17 protein-coding genes are annotated in these 16,418 nt (G+C 46.7%); 10 read left to right on the forward strand and 7 right to left on the reverse strand.

Annotation, left to right across the window (positions count from 1 at the left end; translation table 11 throughout):
• Positions 1–8: 8 nt before the first annotated feature.
• The gene (locus QUB39_RS13820; RefSeq protein WP_333209181.1) at positions 9–377 is read left to right on the forward strand and encodes a type II toxin-antitoxin system PemK/MazF family toxin; all 369 of its coding nucleotides are present in this window, start codon (positions 9–11) and stop codon (positions 375–377) included.
• Positions 378–401: 24 nt separating this feature from the next.
• On the opposite strand, the gene QUB39_RS13825 is transcribed toward QUB39_RS13820, so the two are convergent.
• The 5 genes from QUB39_RS13825 to QUB39_RS13845 form a co-directional block, all read right to left on the reverse strand.
• A complete protein-coding gene (locus QUB39_RS13825; protein WP_333209179.1) occupies positions 402–815 on the reverse strand; it encodes a DUF2281 domain-containing protein in 414 nt (137 codons plus the stop codon).
• Positions 812–1,156 carry a DUF6883 domain-containing protein gene (locus tag QUB39_RS13830; RefSeq protein ID WP_333209177.1) on the reverse strand — a complete coding sequence of 115 codons (345 nt, stop codon included), beginning with the start codon at positions 1,154–1,156 and terminating at the stop codon, positions 812–814. The genes QUB39_RS13825 and QUB39_RS13830 overlap by 4 nt, the downstream gene beginning before the upstream one ends.
• Positions 1,153–1,356, reverse strand: coding sequence for a DUF433 domain-containing protein (locus tag QUB39_RS13835; RefSeq protein WP_333209175.1), 204 nt, complete (start codon positions 1,354–1,356; stop codon positions 1,153–1,155). Before QUB39_RS13835 ends, QUB39_RS13830 begins: the two co-directional genes overlap by 4 nt.
• 16 nt (positions 1,357–1,372) lie before the next feature.
• Positions 1,373–3,385: an excinuclease ABC subunit UvrB gene (gene uvrB / locus QUB39_RS13840; RefSeq protein ID WP_333209173.1), complete on the reverse strand. Its 2,013-nt coding sequence runs from the start codon at positions 3,383–3,385 to the stop codon at positions 1,373–1,375.
• 127 nt (positions 3,386–3,512) lie between these two features.
• Positions 3,513–4,694 carry an RNA-guided endonuclease InsQ/TnpB family protein gene (locus QUB39_RS13845; protein WP_445243084.1) on the reverse strand — a complete coding sequence of 394 codons (1,182 nt, stop codon included), beginning with the start codon at positions 4,692–4,694 and terminating at the stop codon, positions 3,513–3,515.
• A gap of 178 nt (positions 4,695–4,872) precedes the next feature.
• Here QUB39_RS13845 and QUB39_RS13850 point away from each other — a divergent pair, with 178 nt between their 5' ends.
• The gene (locus QUB39_RS13850; RefSeq protein ID WP_333056520.1) at positions 4,873–5,355 is read left to right on the forward strand and encodes a hypothetical protein; all 483 of its coding nucleotides are present in this window, start codon (positions 4,873–4,875) and stop codon (positions 5,353–5,355) included.
• 317 nt (positions 5,356–5,672) lie between these two features.
• Here QUB39_RS13850 and urtA read toward each other — a convergent pair whose 3' ends face one another.
• Entirely contained in the window at positions 5,673–8,597 is a 2,925-nt protein-coding gene (gene urtA / locus QUB39_RS13855; RefSeq protein WP_333056521.1) for an urea ABC transporter substrate-binding protein, read from the reverse strand.
• Positions 8,598–9,147: 550 nt separating this feature from the next.
• Here urtA and QUB39_RS13860 point away from each other — a divergent pair.
• The 5 genes from QUB39_RS13860 to QUB39_RS13880 all read left to right on the forward strand — a co-directional run bounded on the left by QUB39_RS13860 (position 9,148) and on the right by QUB39_RS13880 (position 12,424).
• Entirely contained in the window at positions 9,148–9,354 is a 207-nt protein-coding gene (locus QUB39_RS13860; protein WP_333056522.1) for a hypothetical protein, read from the forward strand.
• A 391-nt stretch (positions 9,355–9,745) separates the two neighbouring features.
• On the forward strand, positions 9,746–9,928 hold the full coding sequence (locus QUB39_RS13865; protein ID WP_333056523.1) for a CsbD family protein: 183 nt from the start codon (positions 9,746–9,748) through the stop codon (positions 9,926–9,928).
• A 77-nt stretch (positions 9,929–10,005) separates the two neighbouring features.
• Entirely contained in the window at positions 10,006–10,449 is a 444-nt protein-coding gene (locus QUB39_RS13870) for a hypothetical protein (protein WP_333209170.1), read from the forward strand.
• 116 nt (positions 10,450–10,565) lie between these two features.
• Positions 10,566–11,078 (forward strand): hypothetical protein, encoded by a 513-nt coding sequence (locus tag QUB39_RS13875; protein WP_333056526.1) that lies wholly within the window; start codon positions 10,566–10,568, stop codon positions 11,076–11,078.
• A gap of 563 nt (positions 11,079–11,641) precedes the next feature.
• Positions 11,642–12,424 carry a DsbA family protein gene (locus tag QUB39_RS13880; protein ID WP_333209168.1) on the forward strand — a complete coding sequence of 261 codons (783 nt, stop codon included), beginning with the start codon at positions 11,642–11,644 and terminating at the stop codon, positions 12,422–12,424.
• Between the two features lie 96 nt (positions 12,425–12,520).
• Here the strand turns inward: QUB39_RS13880 and rpe are convergent, their stop codons facing one another.
• The gene (gene rpe / locus QUB39_RS13885) at positions 12,521–13,222 is read right to left on the reverse strand and encodes a ribulose-phosphate 3-epimerase (RefSeq protein WP_006632078.1); all 702 of its coding nucleotides are present in this window, start codon (positions 13,220–13,222) and stop codon (positions 12,521–12,523) included.
• Between the two features lie 613 nt (positions 13,223–13,835).
• Here rpe and QUB39_RS13890 point away from each other — a divergent pair.
• The 3 genes from QUB39_RS13890 to QUB39_RS13900 all read left to right on the forward strand — a co-directional run bounded on the left by QUB39_RS13890 (position 13,836) and on the right by QUB39_RS13900 (position 16,379).
• Entirely contained in the window at positions 13,836–14,210 is a 375-nt protein-coding gene (locus QUB39_RS13890; RefSeq protein ID WP_333269899.1) for a hypothetical protein, read from the forward strand.
• 104 nt (positions 14,211–14,314) lie between these two features.
• Complete coding sequence (locus tag QUB39_RS13895; protein WP_333056529.1) at positions 14,315–15,730, forward strand: LCP family protein; 1,416 nt, start codon at positions 14,315–14,317, stop codon at positions 15,728–15,730.
• Between the two features lie 220 nt (positions 15,731–15,950).
• Complete coding sequence (locus QUB39_RS13900; RefSeq protein ID WP_333209163.1) at positions 15,951–16,379, forward strand: DUF202 domain-containing protein; 429 nt, start codon at positions 15,951–15,953, stop codon at positions 16,377–16,379.
• Positions 16,380–16,418 lie beyond the last annotated feature (39 nt).

A 16,418-nucleotide genomic window follows, 5' to 3' on the forward strand; every position in this document is an offset into this window, starting at 1 on the left:
CAATAAGCGTGGCTAATAGATTCACCATCCGCGATATTTTACTGGTTGATTTCCCTCCTCAAACGCCTGCACTGCACGAACAGCAGGGAATACGCCCTGCTGTAGTAGTGGGGAGGCCAAGCAACACAGGTACGATGCGTTTTGAGCTTGTGATTGTTGTGCCAATTACCAGACAATCAGGAGATTGGACTGCACAAAATCCAATTTTATACCCAAGTCTTCAGGCAGGAATGGGAAATCTAACGGCCGACTCGATAGTATTGCTGGATCAAGTACGCGCTGTAGATATCCGGCGAGTATTGCGCTATCTTGGCAGTTTAACCGCAGAAGAGTATCAGCCGATCGCCAATGGACTAAAAGCGATGTTTGGCTTTTGAATTATCCCTTCATTACCTAGCAGTTTATCTTGCAGGTGTTTGGGGCGATCGCACTTTTTGCTGTTTTTCCTGCAAAAACTCCGCAAAGTCGCAGACTTCAGCCACTAACTCGTCAGGTAAATTATTTAAAACCGACAGTAAATGCTCTCGAATCCCCATCATTTGGTCGGCAGATTTTACTAATTGCAACTGATGCGGATAAACTGTTTCAACACCAATCGTTTCCATAAATGCGCCCGGTTCATCCTGAGTTGCAGGCACAAAATCCCCGCCAACTTCTGCTTTCACCCATCCCCCAAATAATTCTACTAAATAAGCTTCACCGTTCTTTAAAACCTCAACAATTGTCCCGGCTGTTTGTGGCGGTGCAATCTCGCCATCAGCGAGGGCGACTGCTTCGGTTAAAGTCACTGCATCCAATAACTGAAATTTGCTCATTCCTGTCTCCCAAAGCGTTGAGGAAATGCGGTAACAAATCTAGCAATATCTTCACCAAATAAAACAATCCAACCTGTACGGATTTGCCAAGATACTTCCGATCGCCCTGTAACTAAAATAATAGCTTGGTAGCGTTCTCCATAGTCATTCTGTCCGGCTGGCTGTAACAATTCTAGCGAGATTTGGGCTATAATTGCGTCTCGAATCGCCTCCGGTGACTCAAACCCCATCACCTCCCGCCAGAATTTCTGCTTATCTCCGCCTACTCCTGCTTCCGTGGCCCTGCTGAAGAGATATTGCGCCTTAGCAATGGGAAACTCTAAACGAGTGGGTGCATTCATAGCATTGAGGTTGAGAGTTGATACTGGAGGGTAGCTTTAATATCCTCAGCTTCCAAATAAGGATAAGCTGCCAAAATTTCCTCTACACTCATCCCATTTGCTACTAAACTCACTACCAAAGAAACAGTAATTCGCATTCCTCGAATGCAAGCTCTTCCTCCCATAATTTTTGGATCGAAGGTAATGCGATCGAACATCATATCCTCCCACTCTTCCTTAATGTCCCAATAGCTTATCCCGCAAATGCTTAATCCGATCGCGCAATTTACCCGCCTCCTCAAACTCCAACTTCTTAGCCGCCGCCTTCATCTGCGCTTCCAACCGCCCGATTAACTGAGGAATCTCATCCAAAGATAACTCGTTCACCTGTTCGTAAACCTCCTCCAACTGCTGAGAATTCAGCTTGCGCGACACATCCAAAAATGCCAAAATCGCATTACTCGATCGCTTTTTCGCGATCGGCTGCGGCGTAATCCCGTGCATCTTATTGTACGCTAGCTGAATCCCCCGGCGTCGATCGGTTTCGTCGATCGCCTTAACCATACTGTCAGTCAAATTATCCGCGTATAAAATAGCCTGTCCCTGAACGTGCCGCGCCGCCCTTCCAATCGTTTGAATCAACGAACGTCCCGATCGCAAAAACCCCTCTTTATCCGCATCCAAAATTACCACCAGCGAAACTTCCGGCAAATCCAAACCTTCCCGCAGCAAGTTAACCCCAATCAATACATCAAACTTACCATCCTGCAAATCTTGGATAATTTCGATGCGTTGAATCGACTGAATTTCCGAGTGCAAATACCGGACTTTAATAGCTCTCTCCTGCAAATATTCGGTTAAATCTTCCGCCATCCGCTTCGTTAAAGTCGTCACCAAAACTCGCTCGTCCCGACTTACTCTCTCCTTAACTTCCCCCAACAAATCATCAATTTGTCCTTGCGTCGGGCGCACAAAAATAGTCGGATCTATTACTCCGGTAGGGCGAATTACTTGTTCTGCAACTCGGCCTTCCGATATCTCCATTTCCCAATCCCCCGGCGTAGCAGAAACAAAGATGCACTGATTTTCTTTTGCCCAGAATTCCTCTGCTTTTAAAGGGCGGTTATCTGCCGCGCTGGGCAATCGAAAACCGTGTTCGATCAATACTCTTTTGCGCGCTTGGTCGCCGTTGTACATCCCCCGAATCTGCGGCACTGTGACGTGAGATTCATCTATCACCAACATCCAATCTTTCGGGAAATAATCAATCAAACATTCTGGCGGTTCCCCCGCATTTCTTCCTGCCAAATGTCGCGAATAATTCTCGACTCCGTTGCAGTAACCTACCTCGCGCAGCATTTCCAAATCGTATCGCGTGCGCTGTTCCAACCGCTGAGCTTCTAATAGTTTACCCTGTTTTTCAAATTCTGCCAGTCGGTCTTCTAATTCGAGTTCTATTCCTTGGCAAGCTGCCTCTAATTTATCTTCTGCTGTGACAAAGTGGCGCGCTGGATAGATATTTAAAGCCGTTGAACTTTGCAGAATTTTACCTGTTACCGGGTCAACGTAGCGAATGGCATCGATTTCATCCCCGAAGAATTCAACGCGAATAATTCTATCTTCGTAAGCGGGGCCAATTTCCAAAACATCGCCTTTGACGCGAAATTTGCCTCTGCCTAAATCTATATCGTTGCGGCTGTATTGGACGTTGACTAAATCACGCAAAACTTGCCGCTGGTTGACTTCCATTCCTACTCGCAAAGGAATAGCCGCTTTCAGGTATTCTGCGGGCATTCCTAAACCGTAGATGCAGCTAATTGAAGCAACTACAATTACGTCGCGGCGTTCAAAGAGCGATCGCGTAGCTGAGTGCCGCAACATATCGATCTCGTCGTTAATTGCTGCCGTTTTCTCAATGAAAGTATCGGTGACGGCAATGTATGCTTCAGGTTGGTAGTAGTCGTAATAACTGACAAAGTATTCGACTGCATTGTTCGGGAAAAAATTTCGCAGTTCGTTGCACAGTTGAGCTGCCAGGGTTTTGTTGTGTGCTAAGACTAACGTGGGTCTGCCGATTTTTTCAATCACCGAGGCAATGGAGAAGGTTTTGCCCGTACCTGTGGCACCGAGTAAGGTTTGAAATCGATCCCCGGCTTCGATGCCTTTGACAAGTTGCTCGATCGCTAGCGGTTGGTCGCCTGTGGGCTGGAAGGGCGCTTGCAATTGAAAAGATGCTGCCGCAGTTACCATAGGAAAATGTAGCTATTACCCATAAATCTTAACAAAAATGCAGATATTCTGCAATTTCTCTAAGAAAATAGTTAGACTTTTTGACACTCCCCAGCTATCAAGGCGAGGGGATTCTTTGTTCACAGACTCAACTTGCTTGCGACTGGATTTCTCCAGCCAAAGTAGAGGTCGAATCTCCCAAAGCGTTCGGGTCTTTGACCCAAGTTCCGGTATGCCCTACCGTACTCAAGGCTAATTTCAGAATGTTAATCGCGGCGTTCCAATCCCTATCCATAACAAATCCACATTCACAAACGTGGGTTCTTACGGATAGGGATTTTTTGACGATTGCACCGCAGTTAGAACATTTTTGCGAAGTATAAGCAGGATTGACAGCAACCGTTACCCTGCCAAACTTTACGCCAAAATATTCCAACCACTTCCTGAATTGATACCAACCAGCATCGTTAATCGATTTAGCCAGACAGTGATTCTTTGCAAGATTCTTAATCCTCAAATCTTCGTAGGCGACCAAATCGTTAGATTGGATTACGTAACGCGCCAGTCTCTTAGCGTGTTCTTCACGTTGCCTACTTATTTTGAGGTGTGCTCGCCCTAATCGATTAATTGCTTTCTTTCGGTTGGCAGAGCCTTTCTTTGTGCGAGAGACACGTCGCTGTCGAAACTTCAACCGTTTCTCGCTTGTTCGGTAAAACTTGGGATTTGGTTCAGTGTGACCGTCGGAGTCTGTATAAAACTCTTTCAAGCCCACGTCCAATCCAACTGTTTTACCTGCTGGCGTTGTATCTACATTGCGATCAGCACTGATTGCCAACTGAACGTAGTAGCCGTCAGCGCGACATATTAAGCGAACTCGCTTGATCTGATCGATTTGGTAGAAGTTAAGATCCCACGTCCCTTTTAGTTTGAGCTTGCCAATTCCCTTTTTGTCAGTGAATGTGATTTGCTTCCGAGTTTCTGAAAGTTTCCAACCGCTGACTTTGTACTCAACAGACCGACTGTTTTTCTTGAAAGTCGGATAGCATTTCTTTCCGGGAACGGCTTTCTTGCAGTTGTCGTAAAACCGAGCAATCGCAGAATAAGCCCTTTCCACAGAAGCTTGGCAAGCACTAGAATTCAAATCTTTGACAAAGGCAAACTCTTCTCTGAGCGCAGTGATGTGCCGATACAAGTCTTTTTGCCCTACTCCTCGGTTGTCTATCCAAAATCGGATGCACTTGTTCCGAACGAATTGAGCAGTTCTGATTGCCTCGTCTATTGCTGCGTACTGATTTGGTTTGCCTTTAGCCTTGAATTCTAAAACGAACATTTTACGTGAGAACTCGCTACGTTAAAAGTCTAACACAAAGCCGTCCTATAAGGACGGGGCTTTAAACCCAAGTTTTTGGTAATATTATTTTAATCATCGGCCCAAATAGAAAGCAGAAAGCCCACAAAAGCAGTTGTCCGAACCCAGCAATCAACAGTAATAAGCGAGGAAAAGAATTATGGATACGAGGAGCACAGGTACAGGCAAAGGCAAAGCACTCGCCCGCCGCGGCAAAGGCAGTTCCAAAAGCCAACCGACAGAACCCACGGATGCCAAAGCAACAGGAATTCAACTTTATCGGCCGCAACTCATGCATGACAACCGCCCCGTCGGCCCCGACGATTTTACCATCAGCGAGACCGTCTCGATATCGGGGAACCGCCCGATCGGCACTAGCACCCTGCATATCAGCGAAACCTACGGCATTGTAGGCAATCGCCCGATCGAATCCAGCGACTTTGAAGTGGTTGCTACACTCGGCAATCGCCCGATCGGTTCCAGCGCCATGCAAGTCAGTGAAATGTTCAGTATGTCCGGTGCTCGCCCTATTGCAATCAGCACTCTTCACATTGATGAAGTTTACTCCACAATGGGAGGAAACCGCCCTATTGCCTCAAACGAAATTGACGATAGCTCGACATTAATGGGCTTCTTAGATTAATTAGTCAATTGTTAGTTGACCGTTGTCAGTTGTCAGTTGACTGTTGTTATTTCTTATTGGTTACCTGCTACTAATAAGCAATAACCATAGCACTTCTGGGTTTAATGAAGTACGTCTGGTAATTGGTAATCGAGAGGGATGTATAGCGGTTTTCTCTTGAAGTGAAATGCTAATCTGTAGGGTGCGTCGCCCTCAGATGAGAAATGAAACTTGCAGATTTTTCCGGGCGACGCACCTTACCCTTATCAATAGCGGATCTAACAATTTGTGGCGTCCAGAACAGTAATAATTACAGTCAACAGTCAACAGTCAACTAACTACTTCCCGATACCCTGATATTTACTCAATAAAGCAGCAAAGCGCTTGTAATCCACAGGCTTCCTCACATACTCCGCCGCTCCAAATTCCAAACCCTGATTTTGGTCGTCCAAAAAAGTTATCATAATCACTGGAATATCAACCAAATCTCGATCGGCTTTCAGCGCAGACAGCACCGCCCAGCCGTCCATACTTGGCATCATCACGTCCAGAATAATCGCGTCGGGCAGCAACTCCTTCGCCAACAGCAGCCCCCCTTCACCGCTAGCCGACGATCGCACCCGAAAGCCCTGTTTCGACAAGCAGCGAGTCATCAAATCCCGCGCATCTGGATCGTCATCAATCACCAGCACCGTAGCAGCATCGGGCAGATCCAGCGGTTGCGATCGCACTTCTTTTTGCTTCGCTTCAGTCGCCGCTACACTCGTTTCCAACTCCTCGCCATACTTCGGCTGCATTTCTTCAATTTCTCGATCTTCCTGCGCTTCTTTTGGGTTTTTAACCGCAATCGGCAACCGGATCGTAAAACTAGAACCGCAGCCAAACTCACTCTCAACGGTAATGTCTCCGCCCATCATCTGGCAAAACTTCCGGCTAATTGTCAGCCCCAAACCGGTGCCACCGTATTTGCGGGTAGTAGAATCGTCCGCTTGAGCGAAAGCTCCGAACAGCCTCGACACCTGATCCTCAGTCATGCCGATGCCACTATCGGTGACTTGAAACACGATCGACGGCTGTTGACACCGAGAAGGATCTGCCGAGAGTTCTTCGGAATTGCCGACCGACAAAACCTCCCCTTCTTCCTTCCAAACATTAATCGTAATTTTGCCTCGATCGGTAAACTTAGCAGCATTGCTCACCAAATTCAACAGCGCTTGTCGCAGCTTCGACGAATCCGAGTAGATCGTGCCAATATTGCGATCGCAATTGACGATCAAAGTATTGCCATTTTTCCCTAGCGTCGGTTGAACAGTAGTGACAACTTGCTCGATCAAATCCCACACCTCAAAAGTCTCCAAGAAAAGAGTCATCTTTCCTGCTTCAATTTTAGAAATATCCAGGATGTCACTAATAATGTAGAGTAACTGCTTGCCAGCCATATTAATGCTTGCCAAATCCATCACAAACTCTTCTTCGCCGAGTTCCAGAGCCTCTTCTTGCAGCAGCTCGCTGTAGCCGATAATCGCATTCAAGGGCGTCCGCAACTCGTGAGTCATATTTGCCAAAAAAGTGCTTTTTGCCCGGTTGGCAGCTTCCGCAGCATTCTTAGCGACTTCCAATTCCTCCGATCGTTCCTCTAGCTGCTGCTGCCGCACCTCCAAACCGTTGAGCAAACTGCTAATTTGCTGAGCCATTGTATTGAGAGTAGAAGATAGCACCCCGATCGCGTCATTAGAAACCACCGGCGATCGAGCCGTCAAATCACCGCTAGCCATCTGTTCGGCAGTTTCCCGCAGCAAGCCGAGATTCCGAATAATTGCCGACACCGACACAAAACCCCCTATTCCCGCGATCAAACTCAAAGCCAAAGCCCCCATCAGCCAGTGCTGAGTGCGGCTCGCCACAAACAGAGTTTGCTGCACCAACACCGCCATTGCGGCCTCAGAAACCCCCGCAGGAGCTGAGGCCGCCTCTATTGCCAGCAAATAGTTCTTCATCTCCACAGAACCCATCCACCCGACTCCCACCGCCATCCAAGTTATCAGTACCAAGATGACAAACAGCCCGCTCAAAGACGCCCGAGTTCCCAGAGAAATCCCCCTCGTAGCAAGTGCCGCCGCCCAAGGATAGCCCTTGAGAAAAGGATCGGGCCGAACCGGTGCGCCGGAATTCCAAATCTCCTCAATTTGACCGTCCAGCCTCACCTTGCCAATCCGCACTGTTTTCCAAATATGCTGAGTTTGGGCATCTATTTTTACCTTCCCCGAAGGCGCTGCAAACTCAATATTTTTAGCAGCCGCCCTGACTTTAACCACATTTGTCGAACCAGCTTTTTCTACTGCTTGCTTCCACAGGTAAACGCCCAAATAAGCTGCTTCGATCGGGTCATCCGTGACTCGATTTTCCCCGTATCGGGCTTTATAAGCCTTGACAAATTTACGGTTTTCCGGTGTATCCACCGTTTGAAAATAGTTCCAAACCACCAAATGTCCGGCAATATTGGACGGCCCGATCGCCCGCACTTCCTCTTCTGCTACGCTAACCGACATCACCGGCAAATCATCGGGTTTCACGCCAGCTTCCCGCAACTTTTGGAAAAAAGCCACATTGCTGTCCCCGTTGAGAGTGTTGAGAATCGCATCCGGTTTCACTGCTAAGATATGTGCGATCGCCTCGCCCACTTCCCTCGAACCCAGCGGCAGATACACTTCCCCCGCCAACTCTCCCCCCAGTGCCGCCAGTTGAACTTTCACAATCCGATTTGCCGTGCGGGGAAAGATATAATCCGAACCCAACAGGAAAATTTTCCGCTTCCCCTGTGCCAGCAAGTAATTCACCCCAGGCACAATCTGTTGGTTTGGGGCAGCACCAGTGTAGAAAATATTCGGACACTTTTCTAGCCCTTCATACTGCACCGGATAGAACAGCAAACCGCTGCCGTGTTCAAAAACCGGCTGTACAGCTTTGCGGCTCGCCGAAGTCCAACAGCCAAATACCACCGCCACCTGCGCTTCTAGGAGCAATTGCTTAGCTTTTTGAGCAAAAGTTTGCAAATCGCTGGCTCCATCCTCTATAACCGCTTCCAAGGGGCGTCCGAGCACCCCTCCCGCCGCATTAATTTCCTCAACAGCCAACAGCGTCGCATCTTTAACAGAAATTTCGCTGATGGACATCGTGCCCGTCAGCGAATGCAAAACGCCTATTTTGATCGGCTCACGAGTCGAGCCTGCTGCTGCGAGGGGGTTACTGCTCCTTGCTCCCATAGGGTTTTAGATAATTTTTACTAATAACAGAAATTTTAGTTCGATCCTGCACGAAGTTAGCCTTGAGGCTAAATCTTGTTTAGCAGATTATTTAACCCGATCGCCACCAAACGTGGAAATTGCTGCACCCTGTTGATTTTAACTGTCAAACTCTCAGCATAGACCTAAGTCTGGACTAAACAGCCTCCCATTTCTCTCTTCATCTTTTACCGATGTCCAAAGAGCCTCATACAACAACATTCGACACTTAATGCCATCGCGCGCGCTGCAGAACAATTCTCCCCCCTCCTCGCCGTTCCCCAACTCATTCACAGCCCGCGCCTTGCTACTCACCAAGCAATCTCACGCACTATTCCCCTTCCCCTATCTCCTTTCGGGCTAATGCAATTTTCCGTAATTTATCTTAACTATAAAACTCAAAACTCTTCACCAGCCCCTATCTCCCTTCAGACAGAGGGAAGCCCTCGTGATTTCCCTTATGATAAATATAAGGTTAACTTCTAAGTACCCTTGTTAAAAATAAATTTTGCAAACAATAGGGGAAAAACTAATGAATAGTCAAGAAAACGCGACCCACACTGGCAGCGAAAATCAAGTCACGCTACCAAAATCAAAGGAAACCTTGCTCGGCGAGGAAACAGAAAAAGCCCTCGGCCAGCAAAAAAAAGAAGATGCTCAAACTATGCACGCTGTCGAACAGTTTAAAGAAGAACTTCAGCACAAAATTGATGAAGAATGTCATCACAAGGTAGATTAAAACTACTAATACGGAATTTTTTCGGGTGTGGGTAAGATACAGTCTTGCCGACACCCGCCTTTTTAAGGCAGAATTAAAGATAATTTTAAAATTATAAATTCTTTTGGGTTTAAAAAAATACTCTTGGACGCACGGGCGACCATCCAGCATTTTTTTACAAAAATAAATACTTAATTGCAGCCAGTAGAAGCGGTAAAAAAAATGCGGCAAGTATGAAAGTGGCAGTCCGTCTAAAATTTTAAAATAATTTTTCCACATTCCCTATTCCCTATTCCCTATTCCATTTGTTATTCATTCTTTCTTCCTAGAGGTAGAGTGCAACGCAGCTCATAGTTACCTATGATGAGTTTAAGTAAAAAATGTCAAATTAAATACAGATAGGGAGAAACCCATGACCACTAAAGATAGAGCAGAGGCAACTGGCAACAACATCGCAGGCAAAGCTCAAGAAGCCCTAGGTAATATTACTGGCGACCCGAAGGATAAAGCAGAAGGCAAAGCCAAGCAGGCAAAAGCTGAAGCTGGTCACGCCATCGAAGATGTAAAAGATGAGCTCAAAAAGAAACTAGACTAAGCCTAATACTAATTGAGAGGGTCGAGCAACCTGACCCTTTCAAGTATTCAAGTTGTTTTCAGAAGGGAGGAAAAAAGGTGAGTTTATTGCAGCAGAGTCGCAAAATAATTGCGGGCGTACTCTTGGTATTAATGCTGGCTATTACGACTGCGTGCGCGCCCAGCGTTTCAACCCAAAAACCGAGTGATGTACCTGTAGCAATTGGTGGCAGTCAGGGTTATTACGCGCAACTAGAACGTGGCAATACCGCCGCAGGTCAAGATTTTGGTCAATGGGTAACAAAGACGGCTCAGGGTCTTGTTCAGGATGCTTACGTGCGCGACAATAACAAGTTGGGAGTTGTAATTACTCCGCAAGTCCGCCCGACTGAAGTGAAAGATTTGGCCAAATCTTTAGCACAAGGTTTTCACCGCAATTTTCCAAATCAAGATGTAAGTGTTTTGGTTTACGCTCCTGACAAAAAACTGATTTTGACTGCTAAGTACGACCAGCAATCAAATCAAATTGAATACAAGTCTTGACCGAGTTAGCAAGCTTAAATGATAGCCGCGAGGCGGTTTAATATTCAGCAGTTTTTTGATTGCGAAGCCATCTCAATTTAAGACTGAAATGTTGTGTAGATTGGAAGAGAGTTACCATGAGTAGCAGCGATAATTACAAGCGTCAAATCATGAACGATTTAGCCCAGGGCGATCGAGAAATGATGCCGCAGACAACTGGTGAAGATTACGAAAACTTTGACGATTTTGCTCAGAGAACTTCGCCCGCTCAGCGCAAACAATTATTCGGGCGTTCCCTGAATCACGACTCCCTCCCGCCGGCTCAGTTGGAACCGGAATTGCAAAAGGCGATCGCCCAAATTAAGCCAAATGAACGCGACGATGTAGCGCGGGAATTCTTCAAGCATTTGGGCAAGAGAGGATTGGACGATCGCAAATTGGAAAAGCAGCTAGGACTTTCTACCCACCACGCCAGCCGCATGAATGCTGACGATGTTACCAAGTTGGCCTCGTTTACCTATCACAATCACCCGGATATTTTCCAAGAAGTGCTGGCCGAACAGCCAAGTTTGATGAAGTTTTTGGGAAATCCAGTTGTTGCAGGTATTTTGGGAATAGTTGCTGCTAAATGGCTCAACAACCGCAAATAATCTTGGATTCAGACAAGCCTAAAAACTGATAATACCTGCCGCAAATAAAAGGACGATCGCCTGGGCGATCGTCCTTTTATATTTTATATCTCGTCCGGTCAATTCCCTCCGCTTCGCTTTACCCGAAATCAGGTAGGGGCGGGTTCACGAACCATATCTGCCAATAATTGACAATCTCAAAAACCCGCCCGGCCGGGATATTAGGGTCAATCGATCGGACTAGATGTTATATCTAGTCCGGTAGTAAAATAACCGCGATCGCGTTTTTATGGAGGATTTTAGTCATCATAAAACTCACTCAAAATTTAGTCCTCAGTACAAACATCTTTGATGGCGGTCGTTCGAGGAAACATAAGATTATAATACTAAATCCCGATTGTTTAAATCTTAATTATGGGGTTCCTAGCGGTTCCGGTAAGTAAAAAAACTTGCCAATTACTGATTACGAATTACTAATTATTGCTTAAAGCTAAAAATAACTGCACCGCAGTCAACAGCGGTATACCTGACACTCCGCAAAATTAAATGTAGGATTAAGTGTTGTCGTGAATCAGAAAAAAAAGATGAACATATCCACTATTTGGCGAAAACTCCGCAGCCAGCAAGCCTTCTGCTTGGCTGCAATCCTCGCAGGTTGCCTGGTATTTATCGGTTGTTCCCCCGCACAGTCAACGGCTGGCAATTCAGTCGATCCCAAGTTCAAAGAGCAAGTCTTGCAGGTGATCCGCGAAAACCCGCAAGTAATTTTAGAGTCTGTACAAGCGTACCAGCAACAGCAGCAGCAGTCTCTCAAAGCAGCGCAGGAATCATTTTTGCAGGAGATGAAAACTAATCCCAAATCGGCGATCGGGGATTCTCCCACTACGGGCTCACCTTCCCAGCAAATTGTACTTTTAGAATTCTCTGACTTTCAATGTCCGTTTTGCGCGCGCGCTCACGATACTGTCAAGCAGTTTATGGCAAAACACCAGGACAAAGTTACTTTAGCTTACAAGCATTTTCCCTTAACTTCTATTCACCCTCAAGCGCTACCGGCAGCTAAAGCAGCTTGGGCGGCGGGGCAGCAGGGCAAATTCTGGGAATATTACAGCGCTTTGTTTGAAGGGCAGAAAGATTTAGGCGATCCATTGTACCCATCGATCGCCCAAAAGCTCAATCTAAAATTAGATAAATTCAACACCGATCGCAACAGCCCCGCTGCAGAAGCCGCCATTGCCAAAGACGTGCAACTTGCTCAACAACTAGGCATTGAAGGCACTCCGTTTTTTATTATGAACGGCGAAACTTTCTCCGGGGCGGTCGAGCTTTCTGAGATGGAAAGCATTCTCGCCTCTGTCTCGAAATAAGTAATTCCTGACTCTTGGAAACCGAGTATAAAAATGCGTTCCCAGCCAAAGCAGGCTGGGAACGAGAAAAACCCGAAAAACTCGAAAAATCTTTGATTAAACCGCAGCCAACTCAGGAGTCGGGCGCTTGCTGTGGCGGATACCCTCGATCGCCGCTGCGTAATCATTCGCCTTAAACACAGCAGAACCAGCAACGATCGCATTTGCGCCCGCTTCCAGAACCTGCCAAGTATTGTTCCCCTTCAAACCGCCATCTACCTCAATCCAAGGATCGAGGCCCTTGTCGTCGCACATTTTACGCAACTGGCGAATTTTCGGCAAAACAGCCGGGATAAAACTTTGACCGCCGAAGCCCGGATTGACGCTCATAATCAGCACCAAATCGCAAAGTTCCAGCACGTACTCGATCAACTCCAAAGGCGTCGAAGGATTCAGAACCACACCAGCCATTTTCCCCAATTCCCGAATTTGGCCGAGGGTGCGGTGCAAGTGAGGCGAAGCATTGTGTTCCGCGTGAACCGAAATAATGTCAGCACCAGCCTTAGCGAAGTCCTCGACGTACTTCTCCGGCTCCACAATCATCAAGTGGACATCGATTACCTTGGTAGTAACAGGGCGAATTGCCTCAACAATCAGCGGCCCGATAGTAATATTAGGAACAAAGCGACCGTCCATCACATCTACGTGAATCCAGTCAGCCCCAGCTCGATCGACAGCCTGAATCTCTTCTCCAAGACGGCTAAAATCGGCTGATAATATGGATGGAGCAATAACGATGGGTTTTTGGGATTGGGTCATGGCTAAGTCTGTTCTCCTGACTGCTGTGCTGTATCCAGTTTATCAAAATACGGGTCTCCGGGTCGAAAAGTTGCCAACGATCGGTCGCGAGATTGGGAGGGCAGAAAAATTTGGCCTGTGACAGACAATTTTGGCGATATCCCCAGCCCTGCTCTCGGAATTTTGGTTTAGGATATAAATTTTCCCTCTAACAAATAACTTGTGTGCAAAATCTCACCTTCTGCAAATTTTGAGTACCGAATTGTCAGTAACTCAGGGCTAAAGCCACTGAGCTTGTAGGAGAAATCGAGCAAGCTATGCTGACCAGACCCCTCGCAAGAGGAGACGTTATTTAGGTCACGACACCGGCGAATGCGACGCCAGTTTTCCGCTCTGTCACCTGCGATTAAACAGTTTTAAAGTCACTGAAACAGTGTCGCAGGTCTAACAAGCCTTTATAACCAGGTCTGCACGAACATTACCCCGCAAGGGAGACTGAGGCAACCATACCTCATCGGAGGGGCAACCATACCCCTCCAACCCGACAGGGGAAAGATTCAAGGCGATTGAAATCGCCGAGTCGTTTTCCTCTCAGGACTGAAGTCGCTGAGTTTCCCACTTACCGAGTTTTTTTATGAAAAATACAGATCCCTTAGAAAATCCTGAACTCGATCGTGCCAGTCTGTTTGTATTAATGATCCCAGTCATCGGCTTTTTCCCCGCCCTGTGGACTCTTTACCGCCGTCAGGGTAGTCCCGAACGCAAAGCCGTCAGCCGCTTGGCAATTGCCCTTGCTTTTAGTTGGCTCTTAGGACATATTCTTTTAGAAGCTGGAGCGATTTCTGCGGAATCTCCGACACTTCCCATGTTATTAATGAGTAGCCTGCTAACAACCAGCTATTTCATCGTTGCTCTGGGACTGATGGTTCGCCTCTGGAAGCGTCAACCGCTATGGTTGCCTGGAATTAGTCGCTTAGCCGAGCAAGTAGTAGGCAAACATTTATCATAATTTAGGGTTTTTTTAAGCCCCTACCCTATTGATTGAGTGCGTCTTCAGCTTGATACTACATATTGCCATTATCTTTTTTATTTTTGTTGTGTGTGAGGAAGCCAGTGCCAGCTCAAAAAATTCCTAATCAAGACCCTATCCAACAATCAACTGCTCAACCTGCAACCAAAAAAGCTTCCCAGCCCCATCGAGGCCGCTGGCTGGGTTTTGGTTTTGGTTTGGCTGGAGTAGCCATGCTCTCAGCCACAGCCGGAGCATTGCTAGCCGTCTCCCTTTCTACAACGCCGCTTCAGCAACAAAAGTTGAGCCCTGAAGAAGCAGCCGTATTTTCTCAAGGCGACATGGCAAAGCTCAACATGAAGATGCCGGAGCTGACTCGGCCAGTTAATATTTTAGTTTTAGGGCTTAAAGTTCTGACCTCTGACATCGAAGGAAGTGTCAACAAAGATGTCGGACACGAGGTTTGGGAAAACTCATTTAAGGGCTTAACCGATACCATGCTGTTGGTGAGGTTTGACCCTCAAAATAAAAAGTTAAGCGTGCTTTCCATTCCGCGAGACACCCGCACCTATGTTGAAGGCAGGGGCGAGGTGAAAATCAACGAAGCTAATTACCACGGTGGCCCGGCTTCGTCAGCGAAGGCAGTCAGCGGACTCCTGGGCGGTGTGGGAATTGACCGCTACGTCACAGTTAATATTCATGGCATAAAAAGTTTGGTCGATGCCCTGGGTGGCATTACTATTAATGTCCCTAAAGACATGAAATATACCGATCACAGTCAGCATTTATATATAGATTTAAAGGCTGGCAAGCAGAAACTCAACGGCGAACAAATCGTGCAATATTTGCTTTATCGGCACGACGATTTGGGCGACATCGGGCGGGTGCAGCGCCAACAATTGTTGATGCGGGCTTTTGTGGAACAGGAAGTAAATGTAGGTTTGCTGTCTCGACTACCGAAGATTTTATCGGTGATTCAGTCTCACCTTGACACGAATTTGAGTATAGAAGAATTGGTAGCTTTGGCTGGTTTTGCTACTCAAACCGATCGCGCTGGCGTGCAGATGTTGATGGTTCCCGGCAAATTTAGCGATTCTAAGGACTACAAAGCAAGTTTTTGGTTGCCCGACCAATATGCCATCGAAACTATGGTGGCGGAACATTTTGACTTCGGCCAAAATACTTGGACAATTGAGAATGCTGATTCGACTTTTCTGAAGGTGGCGATTCAAGATAGTACCGGAGATCCATCGGCTGTTGAAGATTTTGTCAATAATTTGACTCAAGCCGGTTATCGGAATGTTCAGGTTTATAAAGCTTGGCCCGAACCGCTGGAGGTAACTACTCTAGTAGCTCAACAGGGCGATATTAAAGGTGCTCAAGCGATTCGCCAGTTTTTGGGTTTTGGAGATGTGTTGGTTGAGAGTACCGGTTCTTTGAATTCGGATGTCACAATCAGATTGGGTCAGGATTGGTTGGAGAAAAAGGCTCAGTCCGGCAGTGTGCCTAAGTCTTTTTAAACTGGATTTTAACTGGGGTATTTGTAGGGACACAGCATTGCTGTGTCCTCTTATTTTCTGTTGGTAGAGATGGAGGCGATCGCTTTTTTGTCTATTTACTGATAGTATATTTTTGGGTGATGATGAATCACGATCGCAATACCGATACTTCCCTCCGCAGTCACAAGTGAAACAATAATCAACGAGGGAAAGCTTAAGATATTTTATCAAGGTAGGGTTGATGAACAAGGGTGATAAAATAGACCGACAGCGAGAACATCAGGCAAATGAACGCACCTTTCTGGCATGGTTACGAACTTCACTGGCTTTAGTTGGTTTTGGGTTTGCAATCAGTCGGTTCAGTTTATTTCTCCGTCAATTTCAAGCTACAGTGACTCAGCAAGAAGTTTCCTCCCCTCCCTTCTTCAACTCCGAAACTTTAGGGCTGAGTCTGGTCGTTTTTGGGATTGCGGTCATTGCCTTAGCAGCATGGCGTTATAATCGAGTATTCTGGCAAATTGAGCGAGGTGATTATCGCCCAAATCGTGTGCTAGTTTGGATTCTAACTGGAGTTGTAATGATTTTAGGAACGTTAAGCATTCCGTTGGTGCTATGGCGCGATCGCGCAAATATAGCTCCCACTTCAACTCCTAAAAACTCTCAATTCTAAGTTAACCCGATCGCTTAGCTAAAGTGCCTCTTCCTTTGT

The organism is Microcoleus sp. AT8-B5 (genome assembly GCF_036705565.1).
Lineage (GTDB): Bacteria > Cyanobacteriota > Cyanobacteriia > Cyanobacteriales > Microcoleaceae > Microcoleus.

Excerpts from the sequence above, each read along its gene's own strand:
- urtA (WP_333056521.1), bottom strand. The coding sequence starts at position 8,597 with ATGGGAGCAAGGAGCAGTAACCCCCTCGCAGCAGCAGGCTCGACTCGT.
- QUB39_RS13865 (WP_333056523.1), top strand. The coding sequence starts at position 9,746 with ATGACCACTAAAGATAGAGCAGAGGCAACTGGCAACAACATCGCAGGC.
- QUB39_RS13890 (WP_333269899.1), top strand. The coding sequence starts at position 13,836 with ATGAAAAATACAGATCCCTTAGAAAATCCTGAACTCGATCGTGCCAGT.
- uvrB (WP_333209173.1), bottom strand. The coding sequence starts at position 3,385 with ATGGTAACTGCGGCAGCATCTTTTCAATTGCAAGCGCCCTTCCAGCCC.
- QUB39_RS13835 (WP_333209175.1), bottom strand. The coding sequence starts at position 1,356 with ATGATGTTCGATCGCATTACCTTCGATCCAAAAATTATGGGAGGAAGA.
- QUB39_RS13875 (WP_333056526.1), top strand. The coding sequence starts at position 10,566 with ATGAGTAGCAGCGATAATTACAAGCGTCAAATCATGAACGATTTAGCC.
- QUB39_RS13900 (WP_333209163.1), top strand. The coding sequence starts at position 15,951 with ATGAACAAGGGTGATAAAATAGACCGACAGCGAGAACATCAGGCAAAT.
- rpe (WP_006632078.1), bottom strand. The coding sequence starts at position 13,222 with ATGACCCAATCCCAAAAACCCATCGTTATTGCTCCATCCATATTATCA.
- QUB39_RS13825 (WP_333209179.1), bottom strand. The coding sequence starts at position 815 with ATGAGCAAATTTCAGTTATTGGATGCAGTGACTTTAACCGAAGCAGTC.
- QUB39_RS13845 (WP_445243084.1), bottom strand. The coding sequence starts at position 4,694 with ATGTTCGTTTTAGAATTCAAGGCTAAAGGCAAACCAAATCAGTACGCA.
- QUB39_RS13830 (WP_333209177.1), bottom strand. The coding sequence starts at position 1,156 with ATGAATGCACCCACTCGTTTAGAGTTTCCCATTGCTAAGGCGCAATAT.
- QUB39_RS13850 (WP_333056520.1), top strand. The coding sequence starts at position 4,873 with ATGGATACGAGGAGCACAGGTACAGGCAAAGGCAAAGCACTCGCCCGC.
- QUB39_RS13880 (WP_333209168.1), top strand. The coding sequence starts at position 11,642 with ATGAACATATCCACTATTTGGCGAAAACTCCGCAGCCAGCAAGCCTTC.
- QUB39_RS13860 (WP_333056522.1), top strand. The coding sequence starts at position 9,148 with ATGAATAGTCAAGAAAACGCGACCCACACTGGCAGCGAAAATCAAGTC.